The following is a 15,931-nucleotide window of genomic DNA, read 5'->3' as shown; positions in this document are numbered from 1 at the left end:
GGGTGACGGCCTTCATCACGGCTTGTGTGGCGGCGGGTATAGCGCTGTTCGGTGAGATGAATGTGAGCCGCGTAAAAGGCAGACTTTCGGATATGGGCGGAACGCCCTGGGAAGGATTTGGGCAATCGGAGAAATACCGCACCGAGCTGAAAAATATGTATGAACAGCTTTGCATACTTGGCGTGTGCGAGCTTGCGAATATGGACGAAAACGGTAAATACACGGGAAATAAATATGTGCAGTCCGATCTTTTGTACTATTTTGATTTCAACGAATACCGCTACAAAAAGACAGGCGAGGGCATAGTGCCATATTCAGATATATTCGACTACTATGTTTCCTATACTGTTCCCGAAGAAATGGCGGATGAAGTCCTGACCGATGATGAAACGACAGCAGAGGAGGAAAGGGCTGAGAGGACGGTAACACATTTTGTCACGAATATATCGGAGGATATCATAAATGATAAAATGACCGAGCAGGAGCGTATAAATGCGCTGACTTCAAATAAATACGGAGGATATATCCTGCGCTCGGAAGATGTGATATCATCGAAGTATGTATCATCGGGGGTGATGGATAATTACAGTTATCAGGTAGCGGAGAAGAACGGAAAACTCAGGAATGTGAATGAATCCTATCCCGATAACTATCTGCCTCTGGGCGGCTGGTACAGTGATAATTACGGAAGGCACGTTTTCAGTTTCTGCAATGATTCGCCGATAAAGTTTTATGAATATCCCGAAAATACCGAGGAAGGATTTACGGCAAGGCGGGAATGGGTGGATATAGAGTCAAACACAGCAGAAGGTTCCGGTATATATTATTCTACTCTGCCTATATGTGATATGCCCGACTATAAAGCGACAGCAGGGGATACCGAGGGGCTGACGGTATATATTGAACCGGAGGATTATTATTTCGATTCGATATACAGGGAGTACGAGGATCTGTATAGCGAGTATCACGAAACAAGATCGTTATCTTTGCAGTGCGGGATACTGGCACTGGTGCTGATAGCTTATCTTATCGCGGGGGCTGTTGTGAGAGGGCTGGCAGGAGAGCATGAAAGTTCCTTTGCTGATAAGCTGCCATTTGAACTGTACATTGGGGCATGGCTTCTGATACTTTTGGGGACAGCAGTGATAGGTCATATGTATTGGGGTATGGTCTACTCCGCTGATGAACGGGCAGAGGAGACGGCTTACTGGTATCTGACATACGGTGCTATATTTGCGGTTATGACAGGTATAGCTGTACACAGCATCATTCACGGTATAAAGCTGATATCACTAAGGAAATTCGGGAGCAGTTTCCTGCTGCCTAAGCTGATGGGCAAGCTTAGTGAGAGATACCGCACTACTACACTTTACGAGACACGGAGGAACAGACCTGCGGGAAGCGGTCTTATGTGGCGCTCGGTGAGAAGCCTTGGGGCATTTCTCGCGGCGGTGTTAATGCTTCCAAGCTCACTTTATGGAAACAAAGATGCTTTACAGATAGCTGCCGTTGTGATATGCGTGGCGGCATCGGTATACTTTATATATTCACAGATAAGGGCGATATTTCTCGCACGTGACCTTACTAAACTGGACAGGCGTATCACGGCACTAAACCGAAACACGCCCTTTGAGGTAGAGATATCACCTCTTTCGGAGCTGAGCAGACCTTCGGATATGCTGAAAAATATATCCGATACCGTCAGTGATGCGGTGGAGGAACAGATAAAGTCCGAGAGAATGAAGATAGAACTGGTGGCGAATGTATCTCACGACCTGAAAACTCCTCTGACTTCAATAATAAGCTACATCGACCTGCTGAAAAAGACGGAGCTGGACGATGAGGCTATGGGCTATGTTCAGATACTGGATAAGAAATCACAGAAGCTTAAAGGCATAGTTGCCGATGTTTTCAGCCTGGCAAAGGCGACCAGCGGCATAGATGTGAACATGGAAGAGCTGGACTTTGTAAGGCTTTTCAACCAGAGCCTTGCAGATGCGGACGACAAGATAAAGGGAAGCGGAAGGACGTTAAAGATAAATGTCACCGAGGATACCGCACCTGTTATGGGCGACGGAAACAAGCTTTACCGCGTACTGCAGAACATCATAGACAATGCGCTGAAATACTCTTTGGAGGGTTCGCGCATATTCCTGGAGCTTAAAAGTGACGGCGGGAACATAGTATTCACCGCCAAGAACATTTCTTCTTACCCTATCGACTTTACCGCGGACGAGATAACAGAAAGATTTGTCCGCGGGGATAAGTCGAGGACGGACGGCGGAAGCGGGCTTGGGCTTTCAATAGCAAAAAGCTTCACGGAAGCCTGCGGCGGAGGGTTTGAGATAGAATTGGACGGCGATATGTTCAAGGCTATCATGACCATGCCTATCATCAATAAAGAAAAAAACGAAGAAAAAGAAACGATAGAATAACATAGAAACGGAGACAACATTATGAAAAAAAGAAGATCGGCTGTGACACCTTTAGTTACAGTCCTGATAATTGTACTCATTGTGATATCGGCGATGGTAGTTATCATCAAGCCCGACAAATTCAACATTGCAGGACAGGTGACCGCGCTTTTCCGCGGCAGGGTGGAGTATCACCTTGACGAAGTGCCTGCCGATGAACTTTCGCTCAGGACTGCATCTGTGGGAGATCTGAAAATAGGGACGACGATGGTGCTTGTTAACAAAGATCACCCGCTGGATCCGTACTTTGAGCCTTCAATATGCGAATACAAGGATTCAGGGGTGATGATGTCAACGGCTTCGGTGGACAGCTATGCGGCACTGTCGAAAGCGGTGATGGACAACTGCGGAGAACCGCTGTACGTTATGTCATCATACCGCACGCCCGAGGAACAGCAGGAACTGTATGAAGATCAGGGCAGCAGCGAGGCTATGCCGCCCCACTGTTCGGAGCATGAAACTGGTCTGGCACAGGATCTGTATTTCAGCGGGTTTGCGGGCAAGAATATCATCGATTGTCCTGCGGGAAAATACCTCACGGAACACGCACCCGAGTATGGTTTTATTGTGAGATACCCATCTTTCGGCAGAATGGTGACCGGTATAAAATACGAACCCTGGCATTTCAGGTATGTGGGTCAGCCCCATGCAGAGATAATAACTGCGAACGGTCTTACTTTTGAAGAATATATCGACGGTCTGGAGTACGGCAGTTTTTATGCATATGAGGATTACATCATATCAAGACAGAAAGGAGACAGCCTGCTTCTGCCCGAAAACTGTACCTGTGATATCTCGACAGATAACTGCGGCGGGTATATCATCACGGCAAAAAAACAGTAAATACGATAACAAAGCGGCGGGTTTTTAATTCATAATTGTTGGCAGGGCAACCACGTAGTGTGGTAAGTATGCCAAGGAGGGGAGCTTTATCTGACTAGCGCTAAAGAAGTAATCTATCCATACCAAAACAATTGATACAGACGACACAGCGGATCAGTAGTAATATTTTTGATATAATCCCTTTAGAGTTGACACACTTAAAAGAGTGTCAAAACTCTAGGGGGTATTTCAATCATTAGGATGTGGATATTATTATGTGTTAAATTTTCTTTAAAGTTTAATTGTTGATATTGACTCATTAGCCAATATATGATAAACTTAAATATAGCTAATTATTCAATTCAATTTGTTCAAGTGTTAAACATCAATTCAATTTTCATATTCATTACAATGTCATCGAATGACGTTTGACATAATGCATACTGCAAAATAGGGGTGGTAATAGTATATAATATATCTCAAACGGATATGCGGTACGAATTGAACATTTAGTTCAAAAAACATATAAGGAGTAATTAAAATGAACAAACTCGGAAAGAAAGTATTAACATTTGCAGTAACAACTATAATGGCAACAGCAACAGTATTTGCAGCATCAGCTGACTATATGTCTGGTATTGGATTAGGTCATAAAGCCGATGAATGGGAATATGGCAACCAATGGGGTTTGAACGGAAACTACCAGTATTCATATTTTTATTGTAAAAATGAAAGGCATACCGCTACTGCTATTATAAGAAGAGCTGGAGGTCCTGGAGTTGGAAAGATTGATGATACTGTCAGAATAGAGGGTAAAAAGGGAAAATGGGCAAAAGCAAAGACTAAAAGACATAATAGCTATGATGAATGGCATTCACATTATAATCATCCAGATATGAAGTAATATAATAATTTGAAAACAGAATACGAAATTTATACAGTAAAGAGCGATTAAAATTCGCTCTTTACTTTCTGTTTTAGTAAAGGGAATGAAATGAAAAAAATAGTATATTTTCTATTGTTTATAATTATTACTTGTACTGTATTTATTAACAATTATGTGCAAGAGAAAAATGCTTATCTTCTTGAACTTAACAAAATAGGCGAAAAGAATACAACTGCCTGTCATGTCTTTTTATCTTCAAAAGAAGATAAAAAGACTGTATATAGCACACTTGATGATGCACTGAAACAATATGTCGGAAATTTATATTGCAGCAGTGTTGACAAAGACGGTATTTACACTAAAAACGTTCTTGTATATAACTATAACGTTTTTGAAGACATTTCTCTAGCAGAAGGACACTTTTTTGAGGATGCGGATCGTTCTTCAGACAAGTATCTCACGACCCTAAAAACAGATGATCCGAACTGTATAGGCAGGATCAACATCTTCGGAAAAGATATGTCATTCAGTATCGGAACAATGAAAACATATTTTGATAATTCTGCAGATCCGTTAAATAAATCCTTTATTATATGTATGGCTAATTATGGCGATTATGAAAACTTTAAAAATCACCTTAATGCTAACGGTATTAAAGTAACTGAAGACACGTCTGAACAGGGTGAAGCGGGCGAAACAAAAAGTATAATGATAATAGTTTACATTACTATAATTATTCTTGGTGTTCTGACATTTTATGACATTATAATGTCTTCAAAAAATTTTGCAGTAAAAAAATTACTTGGATATAATAATACAGATCTTTGTATTAGCAGTATTACAGCTATTGCATTGTTTGAGGTGTTGGCTTTCGCATTATCTTCCATTGTTTTATCAATAATGCTTTTTTCTGAAATAAACAACTTATATCGGGATTTTATCCTGCATATATTAAAAAGTAATGGCATTGTGCTGATACTTACAATTATTCTAAATGCTGTTCCTTTTATTTATTTAAGGTGCATTTCTATCAGTGATGCCATCAAAAACAGACTGCCTATTAAAATCATAAATCGTTTCAATATTATTATAAAAAGTGTACTCAGCATTGTTGTCATAGGTTTTTCTATCGGTGTTATTACGCAGATACACTCATATTATAATCTGAATCATAACAAATATGATGATTGGGAAAAGATTCATGACTACGCGTATATTACGAATTACGAAATATATGATGGAAATTCTTGGACAGGCGAAACAGATGAGGATTATAGCAATTTCAAAGAACTATATAAAGAACTGAATAGTAAAGGCGGTATATATGCAGATTTCAGCTATTTTTCACCTTTGTACACAGAAGAATTCAAGCAAACGGATTTTGTTCCGAGAATGAGTGTCGGAGTAAACACCAATTATCTGAAAATGTTCCCTGTTAAGGACGAGAACGGGAATAAAATAGAAATATCCGAAGAAGAAATGGATACAGTGGTTATCGTTCCGCTAAAATATAAGGACATGCTTGATGAGATAACCGAATATTACAGCTCCGACTTTTCGCCGACAAATAAGTTCAAACTGATATGGGCAGAAAACGATCAGGCGTACTTTACAATGCTTGTTGATACAGCTGTAGATAATTATAACAGGATCAAAGATCCAATACTGTATGTATTGACCGAAAACAATGGCATTGATTACGATTATCAGATAGTTGCACAAAGTAATTATTTCATTCACGTCGATGATTACAAGGATAGCCAGGCTGAGATAAATAATATTTTCGGCAAATACTATAGCCTTGATGAAGTTAAGTTTGTTTCATGCAGTGTTTACCAGGCTGTTGAAGACCAGGTAGCACAGAACAGCCTGATGATAAAAATATATAGCATGATGTTACTGTTGACACTTATAGCAGTGATAATGATAACTATTCAGAATATCACTATACATATAAAATACTATGTAGTTCATATAGCAGTTAAAAAGACTCTGGGATTTGGATTTATCAGTCGGTACTCGGATATTTTTATGGATATGATTATGTCAAATGTCGGTGTTATAATTGTATCAATAGCACTATTCAGAAATTGGCTTGTCCTGCCGATCGGTATCATAATGATAATTCTGGATGCTTTACTGACTTCTATATTTATCAGTTATAAGGACAAAAAAAGCATAGTTGAATATACAAAGAGAGGATAGTTATGATAGTATTAAAAAAGATATGCAAGAAATATGGCAGAAAAGTGATCTACGATAATTTCTCACTAACAATAAATGACGGCGAATTTGTTGCAATAATCGGTGCAAGCGGAAGTGGTAAAAGTACACTTCTTAATATTATAGGTCTTCTTGAGCCCGTCGATAAAGGTAGGGTGTCAATAGATGATTTCACGGATATTACTCCTCAAAGTAATAAAGCAATATCAATAATACGATATAAATTCAACTATCTTTTTCAGAATTATGCGTTGATAGACGAGGAAACCGTAGAATATAACTTGAAACTAGCCTTACGTTTTACAAAAGGAAACAAAAAAGAATTAATCAGGAATGCGCTTAAAAGGGTAGGTCTTGATGGATATGAAAAGGCGAAGATATATCAGCTCAGCGGTGGCGAACAGCAACGAGTTGCCCTAGCGAGAGTTATTCTTAAGCCTTCCAAATATATTCTGGCTGATGAACCTACCGGCTCCTTAGATCCCAATAATAGAGATATCGTAATTAAAACATTGAGAAAGCTCAATAAAGAAGACGACAAAACCGTGATAATAGTTACTCACGATATGTATGTTGCAAATCAATGTGATAGGATCATCAATATCGGAAATGAATAACTGTTCCAGATAAAATTTTACGTGCGTGCAGCAGACAAACATCTGCTGCACTTTTGTTATACCCGAGAACGATAATATCGGCTCCTAATAAATCGAGTTCATACAGAATTGAAATTGTAAATTTCAAACAAACGTTCCGAAAACTATCGACAAATCAGAACATCTGTGCTATAATCTATTATGTAATCGAACGTATGTGCATATTAAGATTGATCCAAACAGAAAGAATGTAGATAAAAGCAATATATCATTTCAACGTCAAAATGGTCACTAGAACGAGTGGCGGAAGTTGTGTAGCTAGTGCCGCGTACATCGCAGGTGAAAAGATCAAGAATGAGCGTGACGGTAAGATCCACGACTACCGTAATAAGCATGAAGTTGTCCATAAGGAGATATTGCTACCTGCAAATGCGCCACCCGAATACAGCAGCAGAGCCAAACTATGGAATGCTGCCGAGTGTGTCGAAAAGCGCAAGAATTCCCAAACCGCCCGGAGTATCAATGCGGCATTACCGAGGGAGCTGTCGAGAGAAGACCAGATTGATTTGGTCAGACAGTTCTGCGAGCAGTGTTTTGTCAGCAAGGGAATGTGCTGTGATTTTGCTATTCATGATAAGGACGATGGAAATCCCCACATCCATATTTTGCTGACGACGCGAAAGGTCAACAAATCTGGTTTCACCCAAAAGGAACGAGCGTGGAATGTCCGAAAGCTTTTGTTGGAGTGGCGGGAGCGTTGGGCGGATTGGTGTAACCACAAATTATATTTCGTTTCGGATGCTCGTGTCGATCATCGAAGCTACAAGGAGCAAGGAATTGACCGCCTACCGCAGATACATCTGGGTGTCGAGGTCTGCGCTGTTGAGCGAAAGGGCTTCAAGACCGACAAGGGAAATAAGAACAGAAGAATCAGGCGGCGCAATCTTGAAGTCGAGATTCAAGAGCTTGAACAGCAAATGCGGGCTATTCGTGCAGAACATAAGCAGGATACTATTGACTATATCGAATCCAATATCGGCTGCAAGGTGTCTGATGCTTTCGCAATACATGACAAAATGCCTGTGCTGGAACAATATGAGAAATACTTGCAGGAGCGAGGTGTGCCGTGTGAGTTTATTTTCTACAATAAGGACAAGTACGAATTGTTCATACCGAAGTCCGAAAAGGAAAAAGCTATTGGTCTGCTTACCCAGTTTCGGAAACAGAACCCTTAAAGGGACGACCGGAGTAATACGCAACAGAAATCTGCACCGTCCAAAAAGCCGAAGCGGTAATTATAGCAGCATATTCAAACACGTGCTGTATGGCACCCCAGCGGTATCGCTTGCATAAGGGAGAGTCCAGAGAGGGAGTTTTCCCTCTTTGGCGCACTTCAAACTCGAAGAGTTTGTATAAGTGCGCCCTACGGGGTTATGGTGGGTAATGACTATCGAATAAAAAATTCGCAAAACTTATCGCCCTGTCAAACTTTCGCGTATGCGAATAGCTGCGTATGCAGCAGGGGCAGAATTGCCATCAAGGAAAGGAGAATGCCATTGAGTAACAAGAAGCTGACAACAGAAGAAAAAATTGTGAAGTCAAAAGAGTATGAAGATGAGATGACACGGCTGCAAAATAAAATGAAAACCATGCGGACAGCTAAAAAGAAGCTCGATGCCGAAATTGCCGATGAACTGGAGAAAGCCGAAATAGTGACTAATCAGGCAGTCGGCAAGAAGTTCAGGAGCAAAATGACTGTTGATCTGCCGCTGGACAAATATGGTGAGATCATCGATTTCATGTTCATGCATGAGGACTGCGTTGAGTTCATCGATGATATTATTGCCAAGCACCGGAAGGAACAGGAAGCTGCTAAAGCTAAAAAGCAGGAAGAACAGTCTGCCGAAGAAAATAGTAATGCGGCTGAAACTGCATCAGCGGACGAAGTCGTTCATTCAGACGGCAGCAGCGAATCAGCGTAAATAAATGAGTAAAGGAAAGGTCGGGTGATACCTATGCACAATTATCCGCTGTCGGCAGGAGCCGTTCGTCCATGCTATTGCTGACAATGTTTCGGGAACAGATTCGGGGTCTCATCAGCCTTGATAATTATTTGTAAAATCTTCAAATACCTGCCGTCACTCCTTACGGCAGGAAAACGGATCCACTTCAAAAACATCATCTTCTCAAACGAGAGGAGAATGAATTTGAAAACAACATTTACAAAAGAAGAACAGAAGAACCCGAGCTACGAGCTGAATTTGGTGCGAGAGTACAAGATCGGTCACACGACCTACATCGTCAAGACCTACTTCGATCTTGAATGCGGAGAATCACTGGAAGATCTGCTCCAGCGTTTGGTAACAAAAGAGATATGCAAAGCGATGTCGTCTTAACGGCATATAATAATCCGAAGGAACAGCGGGTCATTGCACATTTGGTATTGACAATCACGAACATTTGTGCTATAATTAACATGATCCGCTGTGATCGTCGGAAAGAGAGGAATGAATGAAAGACAAGATCACAGCATTGTATTGCCGCCTTAGCAACGACGATGACTTGCAGGGCGAGAGCAATAGCATAACAAATCAGAAAGCCATGCTTCTGGACTACGCAAAGAAGAATGGTTTCCATAACACCGAGTTCTATGTCGATGACGGCTGGTCGGGAACGAATTTCGACAGACCCGATTTTCAGAGCATGGTCAGAGATATGGAGAACAGAAAAATAGGTACGGTTATAACAAAAGACCTTTCGAGATTAGGCAGAGATTACCTAATCACGGGTCAATATATTGAAATGATATTCCCTGACCATGATGTGCGATACATTGCCATCAATGATAATGTAGATACTCAAAAGTCCGAAAATGACATGATGGTGTTCCGAAATGTTTTCAACGATTTTTACGCTAGGGACACTTCTAAGAAGATTAAGGCGGTATTCAAGGCGAAAGGTATGTCAGGTAAACCTTTGTCACCTATCGCACCATATGGGTACAAGAAGTCTGAGCATGACAAAGATCAGTGGGTGATCGATGAAGAAACCGCACCTGTTGTGAAGAAGATATTTCGTTTATGCATCGAGGGCTACGGTCCGATGAAGATCGCAAATATCCTGACAGACGAGAAGATACTTCGACCAACAGCTTATAATGAGCTGAGATCGACAGGTCAGATAACCTGCGAAAAGCCTTATCGCTGGAACTGTAAGTCGGTTGTGGGAATACTTGAAAGGCAGGAATATCTTGGCAAGATCGTGAATTTCAAGACACGCCAGAAGTCCTACAAGTGCCACAAGACGCTGACAAATCCGGTTGAAGACCGAATGATTTTCGAGAACGCCCATGAGCCGATAATCAGCCAGCAGGATTTCGACGTAGTTCAGGAGATACGCAAAAACAGAAGGCGCAAGCAGAAGACTAATCAAATAAACCCGTTTTCAGGGATAGTCTACTGTGCCGACTGCGGCAAGCTGATGTACATCTGCCGCCACTCGAAAGAGGGCAAAAGCACCGAGCATTTTAAATGCGGGAGCTATTCGTATGACAGCAAGGTATGCTCCGCGCATTACATTCGCACTGTAGTGCTCTAACAGGTCGTCCTCGCTGAAATGAACAGCATTCTCGACACAGTCACCAAAAACGAAGAGGAGTTCGTTCGCACAACTATTGACAGCAGAAATGCCGAATATCTGAGCGAAGTCAAGAATGCGAAAAAACTTCTTACTAAGTCTGAAAAGCGCATAGCTGAGCTGGACAGGTTTTTTACAAGGCTCTACGAGGACAATGTTTCGGACAAGATCAGCGATGCTCGATTTGAAGTGATGTCCAAGAACTACGAGAATGAGCAGGAACAGCTCAGGATCAAGGTCGCAGAGCTCACTAAGTTCATTGAGGATAAAGAGCAGAAATGCTCGGATATTCACGATTTCATCGAGCTAGTCAAGAAGATAAAGCACATCGACGAACTGACACCTAAAAGCTTGCGTGAAATGATCGAACGGATAATAGTCCATGAGCCAGACAAATCCAGCGGTCACAGGACGCAGGAGATCGAGATCATTTTCAGGTTCAATGTCGTTAAATCAAGGTTAGTCCTTGACGGCAGAGATTTCGACAGGCGCAAAAAAGCCGCATAAGGCGGTATTCGTGCTTTATCGCTAGTGAACATTGGCTCAAGCCTTTCGCGAAAGGCTTGCGGGGAGCCACAATCAGCGAAACTTCCCGCCTAAAAAGGCGCGGCAATAAAGACATTCAGAGCGTGGACAAAATGACTGTCCACGCTCTTTCTATCTGCGTAAATTATTGTCGCGCCCGAAATCGGACAGCGATAGCGAATCCGATTTCTCGACCCGAGGGCGCTGCCGACGCAGTCGCAGCTGAGGGGCGAAAACACGCAAACCAATGAATACGGCAAATATCCGACTATACCAACAAAGTCTGCGAAAGTATAAATGACCCTCATATCATGCAGATGTTTATTAATATCTCGCAGTTGATTTTGGGGGCGGAGTATGTTATAATTATTTTTAATATCAGGCTTTCATCGGACAGAAAGCCACAGACCGCCATGTTCTGTGTGGTGCGGTTGGTCATGACTGCTACGGGAGGTAATATATGGAAGAGATAAAAAACAAACTCGAAAAGATACTGCTTAAAGCCACCAAACCCGCACGCTATATCGGCGGCGAGATAGGCAGTGTTGTCAAGGACAGGGACAAGGTCGATGTGCGATTTGCGTTCTGCTTTCCCGATACCTACGATGTGGGTATGTCTCACCTTGGTATGAAGATCCTCTACGGGCTGAAAAATCAGGTGCCCAACTGGTGGTGCGAGAGAGTGTTCATGCCCGAAAAGGACTTTGAGACTCTTATGCGGGAGAATGATATACCGCTGTACGGGCTGGAAAGTCTTGACCCCATAAAGGATTTCGATTTCATCGGGTTTACTTTACAGTACGAATTATCGTACAATAACGTTTTGCAGATGCTCGACCTTGCAGGTCTGCCTGTGCTGGCAAAAGACCGTAAATCACTGACACCTCTGGTTGTGGGGGGAGGCCCCTGCGTGTGCAATCCCGAGCCTATGTCGGATTTCTTTGACCTGTTTATACTGGGTGAGGGCGAGGAAGTCAACCTTGAACTTCTGAGACTATACGAAAAGATGAAGCCCTCAAATCCTACGAAAGAGGAATTTCTGCGGGAGGCTGTGAAGATAGAGGGCATATATGTGCCGAGCTTTTATGACGTTGACTACAACGAGGACGGCACGGTAAAGAGCATAACCCCGAATGTGCCCGAAGCACCTGCACGTATAAAAAAGCGCATCATCGCGGATTTTGACAAGGTGTACTACCCTGATAGCTTTGTTGTGCCTTTCAGCGAGATAGTACATGACCGCTCGGTGGTGGAAGTGCTTCGCGGCTGTATCCGCGGATGCAGGTTCTGTCAGGCGGGATTTATTTACAGACCTTTCCGTGAGAAGAATATCGATACGATAAAGAATGAAACTAAGTCGCTGTGTGAACAGACGGGGTATGAGGAAGTGTCGCTTTCGTCACTTTCCACCAGTGACCATACCAAGATAAACGAGCTCCTTCTCAGCCTTTCGGAGTATACCGACGGCGAGAATGTTAATCTTGCTTTGCCGTCTTTAAGACTTGACAGCTTTAACGAGGAACTTCTGGAAAGGATACAAGCTGTACGAAAAAGCGGACTGACATTCGCTCCCGAGGCGGGAACACAGCGTTTGCGTGACGTTATAAACAAGAACATCACCGAGGACGAGATAATCAATACCTGCAAGATGGCTTTCGAGTGGGGGTATACTCAGGTGAAGCTGTACTTCATGATGGGTCAGCCCACGGAGACAGACGATGATATCCGCGGTATTGCGGAACTTTCGGATAAGATACTTCAGCTGTATTTTGAAACGCCCAAGGAGAAGCGGGGACGGTCGGTGCAGATAGCGGTATCGACCGCGACTTTTGTGCCAAAGCCTTTCACGCCCTTTGAGTTTGAACCTCAGGCGACGGAAGAACAGATAAAGCACAAGCAGGAGATACTGAAATCCGCTGTGACCAGCAAGAAGATAAAACTTAGCCTGCACTATTCAAATACCTCGGTGCTGGAGGCTGTTCTGGCAAGGGGCGACAGGCGTGTGTGCAAGGCGGTGTATGCGGCTTGGAAAAAGGGCTGTTACATGGATAGCTGGGACGAGCATTTTCAGTTTGACAAATGGCTGGAAGCCTTTGAGGAAACGGGCATAGATACGGCGTTCTACGCTAACAGGACGAGAAGCTACGATGAGGTGGCGCCCTGGTCGCATCTGGATTATCTGGTATCTCACGAATTTCTTGTGAGAGAGAACAAAAAAGCCCATCTTGCACAGACTACAAGAAACTGTAAGGAAGGCTGTTCGGGCTGCGGAATAAAGCCCGAATGCGGAGGTGTTTACTGTGGCGGAAAAAAGACTTCAACCTAAAAATGTAGACCTGCGCCCCGACAGGTATGACAAGCGGGTGGTATATGAAAAGTGCGGCAGGGCGAAGTATATCTCACACCTTGACCTGATGCGTGCCATGCAGAGGGCGATAAAGCGGGCGAAACTGCCGATATGGTATACACAGGGCTTCAACCCGCATATATATATAATGTTCCCCCTGACCCTTTCGCTGGGGTTTGAAAGCAGGGTGGAAGTCATGGATTTCGCGCTTCTGGAGGATCTGCCCGATGAAGAGGTGCTTAAAGCCCTTGATGCCCAGATGCCCGAGGGCATGAGGATAGTCAGCTGTTCGGCACCTGTACACAGCCATACGGAGATAACCCATGCGGAGTACATTATACGAATATCGGCGGATAAGACACCTGCGGAAATGGCAGAGATGTTCAAGGATTTTATGGGCAGGGAAGTAATAGAGATACAGAAGCGTACAAAAAAAGGTACATATAAACCTGTGGATATAAGACCGTCGCTGGAACTTATCTCGATGGAAGCGGGGGAGAAGTATCTTGAACTCACCATGAAGCTGCCTGCGGGGGGAAGCTTCAACCTTAATGCAAATGTGGCGGCGGAGGCTTTTCTTGATATGTATGGCATGACTGCCGATGAGATTTGTGTGGAACGCACAAAAATACTTATTGAGAATGGTGAAGATTTTTGCTGAGAGGTACTTGAAATCCTGAGCGCGATATGGTATAATATTCAAGCATGAATACCGTCGGTATCCCCGACGAGAGTTAATGCCAGCCAAAAGGCACGACATTAAAGAGACGGTCCACTGGCTGCCAAAGCGGCAGTGTATGAACGTCCGGAAAATCAAAGGAGGAATTTAAAGTGGACGCTTTAAAACAGATCGCACAGTCAAGCATGAAGGAAAACGCACCCGTAGTTAACGTAGGTGATACCGTAAAGGTACACGTTCTGATCACAGAGGGTGACAAGTCCAGAATCCAGGTATTCGAGGGCACAGTTATCGCCAAGAAGCACGGCGGCATCAGCGAGACCTTCACTGTAAGAAGAGTAGCACACGGCTGCGGTATCGAGAGAGTATTCCCCGTACATTCACCTGCTGTATCTAAGGTAGAGATAGTTAGAAGCGGTAAAGTTCGCAGAGCTAAGCTGTACTATCTCCGCGACAGAGTTGGTAAGGCAGCTAAGGTCAAGGAAGCAATCAGATAATTCTTCTGATAAAAGAGTCGGCGCAAGTCGGCTCTTTTTATTTATATAAGTAAACAAAATAAGTATAAAAATAATTTTTTTTGAAAAAACCCTTGTAATTTCGGAACATATTTGCTATAATATAGTGTATATGAGTAGTCGCCAAAATAAAGTATCATCGCGATTACAGCATCTATCACGAAAAGAGGTAGTATCTATGAGTGAACCAAACGAAAAGACAACAAATGGAAATATCAGCGGGGCTGATGATGATCTCGAAAGACTTCTGAACGAGACCGACCCCAATGTTACAGGCGGATCCGACGCTGATGAGAGCGGCGAGGATTTTAATGTATTCGGCACCACCGATGAAGATATCACGGAAGACGCAGCAGAACTGGAGCAGATACTGAATGAGCAGTTCCCTGATGGCGTGGGCAGTGTTCATGTTGTGACACCCGGCGATGATGAGGGCCCCATCAATGTTGAGGCGCTTGTAAATCGCGGTGAAACCGTGGCTGTGACTGCAGAAGATATCAAGAGAGTTACGGAAGCTTCAAAGGCAGTTGAAGAAGATATCAAGGATGTTTCGGAAAAGGCTGAAACGGCAGAGGAAGATGCCGAGGAAGAAACCGAGAAAATATCCGAGACTGCAGAAGTCAGTGAAGAGGATATCGAAAAGGCAAAGGAAGCCGAGCCTGAGGATATAAAGGAAAAAGAGCCTTTCAATATAGGCAGGGAGATACTGGAGTGGTTTGAATCGCTGGTGTTCGCACTGCTTATCGTTCAGCTGGTACTGACATTCCTGCTGAGGATCGTAATGGTTGACGGCGAATCCATGACAAATACTCTGCAGAACGGCGATAGACTTATAATGACTCACGTTGCTTACGAACCTGAAAGAGATGACATCGTGGTGCTTGACAGCGAAGCTGCCAACAAAGTACTTATCAAGCGAGTTATCGGTATAGAGGGTGACAAGGTCGTTGTTGACTACAATAAGAACCATGTATATGTAAATGATGAAGAGATATCAAATGAACATATCAGGGAAGTCATGTTAGACAGCTTCTATTTTGACCCTCAGTACAGTGTTGACGCAGGCGTATACGAATATGAAGTGCCCGAGGATACGGTGTTCGTTATGGGCGATAACAGAAACGATTCAAAGGACAGCCGAAGCATCGGTTTTATTCCCAAGAGCGAGATAATGGGCAAGGCGATATTCCGTGTATACCCATTCAAAAGTCTTGGCCGTGTTGACTGA

Annotated in this window: 15 protein-coding genes; all 15 read left to right on the top strand. The window is 43.2% G+C overall.

Annotated elements, in window-relative coordinates; all coding sequences use genetic code 11:
- Positions 1-2: 2 nt before the first annotated feature.
- The 15 genes from N773_RS21145 (at position 3) to lepB (ending at position 15,931) form a co-directional block, all read left to right on the top strand.
- Positions 3-2,435: a sensor histidine kinase gene (locus N773_RS21145; protein WP_024857177.1), complete on the top strand. Its 2,433-nt coding sequence runs from the start codon at positions 3-5 to the stop codon at positions 2,433-2,435.
- 21 nt (positions 2,436-2,456) lie between these two features.
- Positions 2,457-3,317 (top strand): M15 family metallopeptidase, encoded by an 861-nt coding sequence (locus N773_RS21140; RefSeq protein WP_024857176.1) that lies wholly within the window; start codon positions 2,457-2,459, stop codon positions 3,315-3,317.
- 520 nt (positions 3,318-3,837) lie between these two features.
- Positions 3,838-4,200 carry a hypothetical protein gene (locus N773_RS0107310; RefSeq protein WP_024857175.1) on the top strand — a complete coding sequence of 121 codons (363 nt, stop codon included), beginning with the start codon at positions 3,838-3,840 and terminating at the stop codon, positions 4,198-4,200.
- Positions 4,201-4,290: 90 nt separating this feature from the next.
- The gene (locus N773_RS0107305) at positions 4,291-6,387 is read left to right on the top strand and encodes a hypothetical protein (RefSeq protein ID WP_024857174.1); all 2,097 of its coding nucleotides are present in this window, start codon (positions 4,291-4,293) and stop codon (positions 6,385-6,387) included.
- A 2-nt stretch (positions 6,388-6,389) separates the two neighbouring features.
- Entirely contained in the window at positions 6,390-7,022 is a 633-nt protein-coding gene (locus N773_RS0107300; protein WP_024857173.1) for an ABC transporter ATP-binding protein, read from the top strand.
- 233 nt (positions 7,023-7,255) lie between these two features.
- Complete coding sequence (gene mobQ, locus N773_RS19930) at positions 7,256-8,236, top strand: MobQ family relaxase (protein WP_347495436.1); 981 nt, start codon at positions 7,256-7,258, stop codon at positions 8,234-8,236.
- Between the two features lie 321 nt (positions 8,237-8,557).
- Complete coding sequence (locus N773_RS0107290; RefSeq protein ID WP_024857171.1) at positions 8,558-8,983, top strand: hypothetical protein; 426 nt, start codon at positions 8,558-8,560, stop codon at positions 8,981-8,983.
- Positions 8,984-9,208: 225 nt separating this feature from the next.
- Positions 9,209-9,397, top strand: coding sequence for a transposon-encoded TnpW family protein (locus N773_RS0107285; RefSeq protein WP_043537838.1), 189 nt, complete (start codon positions 9,209-9,211; stop codon positions 9,395-9,397).
- A gap of 115 nt (positions 9,398-9,512) precedes the next feature.
- On the top strand, positions 9,513-10,598 hold the full coding sequence (locus N773_RS19925; protein WP_347495410.1) for a recombinase family protein: 1,086 nt from the start codon (positions 9,513-9,515) through the stop codon (positions 10,596-10,598).
- 18 nt (positions 10,599-10,616) lie between these two features.
- Positions 10,617-11,144, top strand: a complete 528-nt coding sequence (locus N773_RS23400) for a DUF4368 domain-containing protein (RefSeq protein WP_347495409.1) — start codon at positions 10,617-10,619, stop codon at positions 11,142-11,144.
- Positions 11,145-11,473: 329 nt separating this feature from the next.
- Positions 11,474-11,635 (top strand): hypothetical protein, encoded by a 162-nt coding sequence (locus N773_RS22550; RefSeq protein ID WP_196231608.1) that lies wholly within the window; start codon positions 11,474-11,476, stop codon positions 11,633-11,635.
- On the top strand, positions 11,623-13,488 hold the full coding sequence (locus N773_RS0107275) for a TIGR03960 family B12-binding radical SAM protein (protein WP_043537835.1): 1,866 nt from the start codon (positions 11,623-11,625) through the stop codon (positions 13,486-13,488). Before N773_RS22550 ends, N773_RS0107275 begins: the two co-directional genes overlap by 13 nt.
- The gene (locus tag N773_RS0107270) at positions 13,463-14,170 is read left to right on the top strand and encodes a TIGR03936 family radical SAM-associated protein (protein WP_024857168.1); all 708 of its coding nucleotides are present in this window, start codon (positions 13,463-13,465) and stop codon (positions 14,168-14,170) included. Before N773_RS0107275 ends, N773_RS0107270 begins: the two co-directional genes overlap by 26 nt.
- A 170-nt stretch (positions 14,171-14,340) precedes the next feature.
- Positions 14,341-14,685: a 50S ribosomal protein L19 gene (gene rplS / locus N773_RS0107265; protein ID WP_024857167.1), complete on the top strand. Its 345-nt coding sequence runs from the start codon at positions 14,341-14,343 to the stop codon at positions 14,683-14,685.
- A gap of 196 nt (positions 14,686-14,881) precedes the next feature.
- Positions 14,882-15,931, top strand: coding sequence for a signal peptidase I (lepB, locus tag N773_RS19920; protein WP_024857166.1), 1,050 nt, complete (start codon positions 14,882-14,884; stop codon positions 15,929-15,931).

Source organism: Ruminococcus albus AD2013 (assembly GCF_000526775.1).
Classification (GTDB): Bacteria; Bacillota; Clostridia; order Oscillospirales; family Ruminococcaceae; genus Hominimerdicola; species Hominimerdicola alba_A.
Note: the sequence above shows the minus strand (reverse complement) of the source record. Positions and strands in the feature narration are given on the sequence as shown.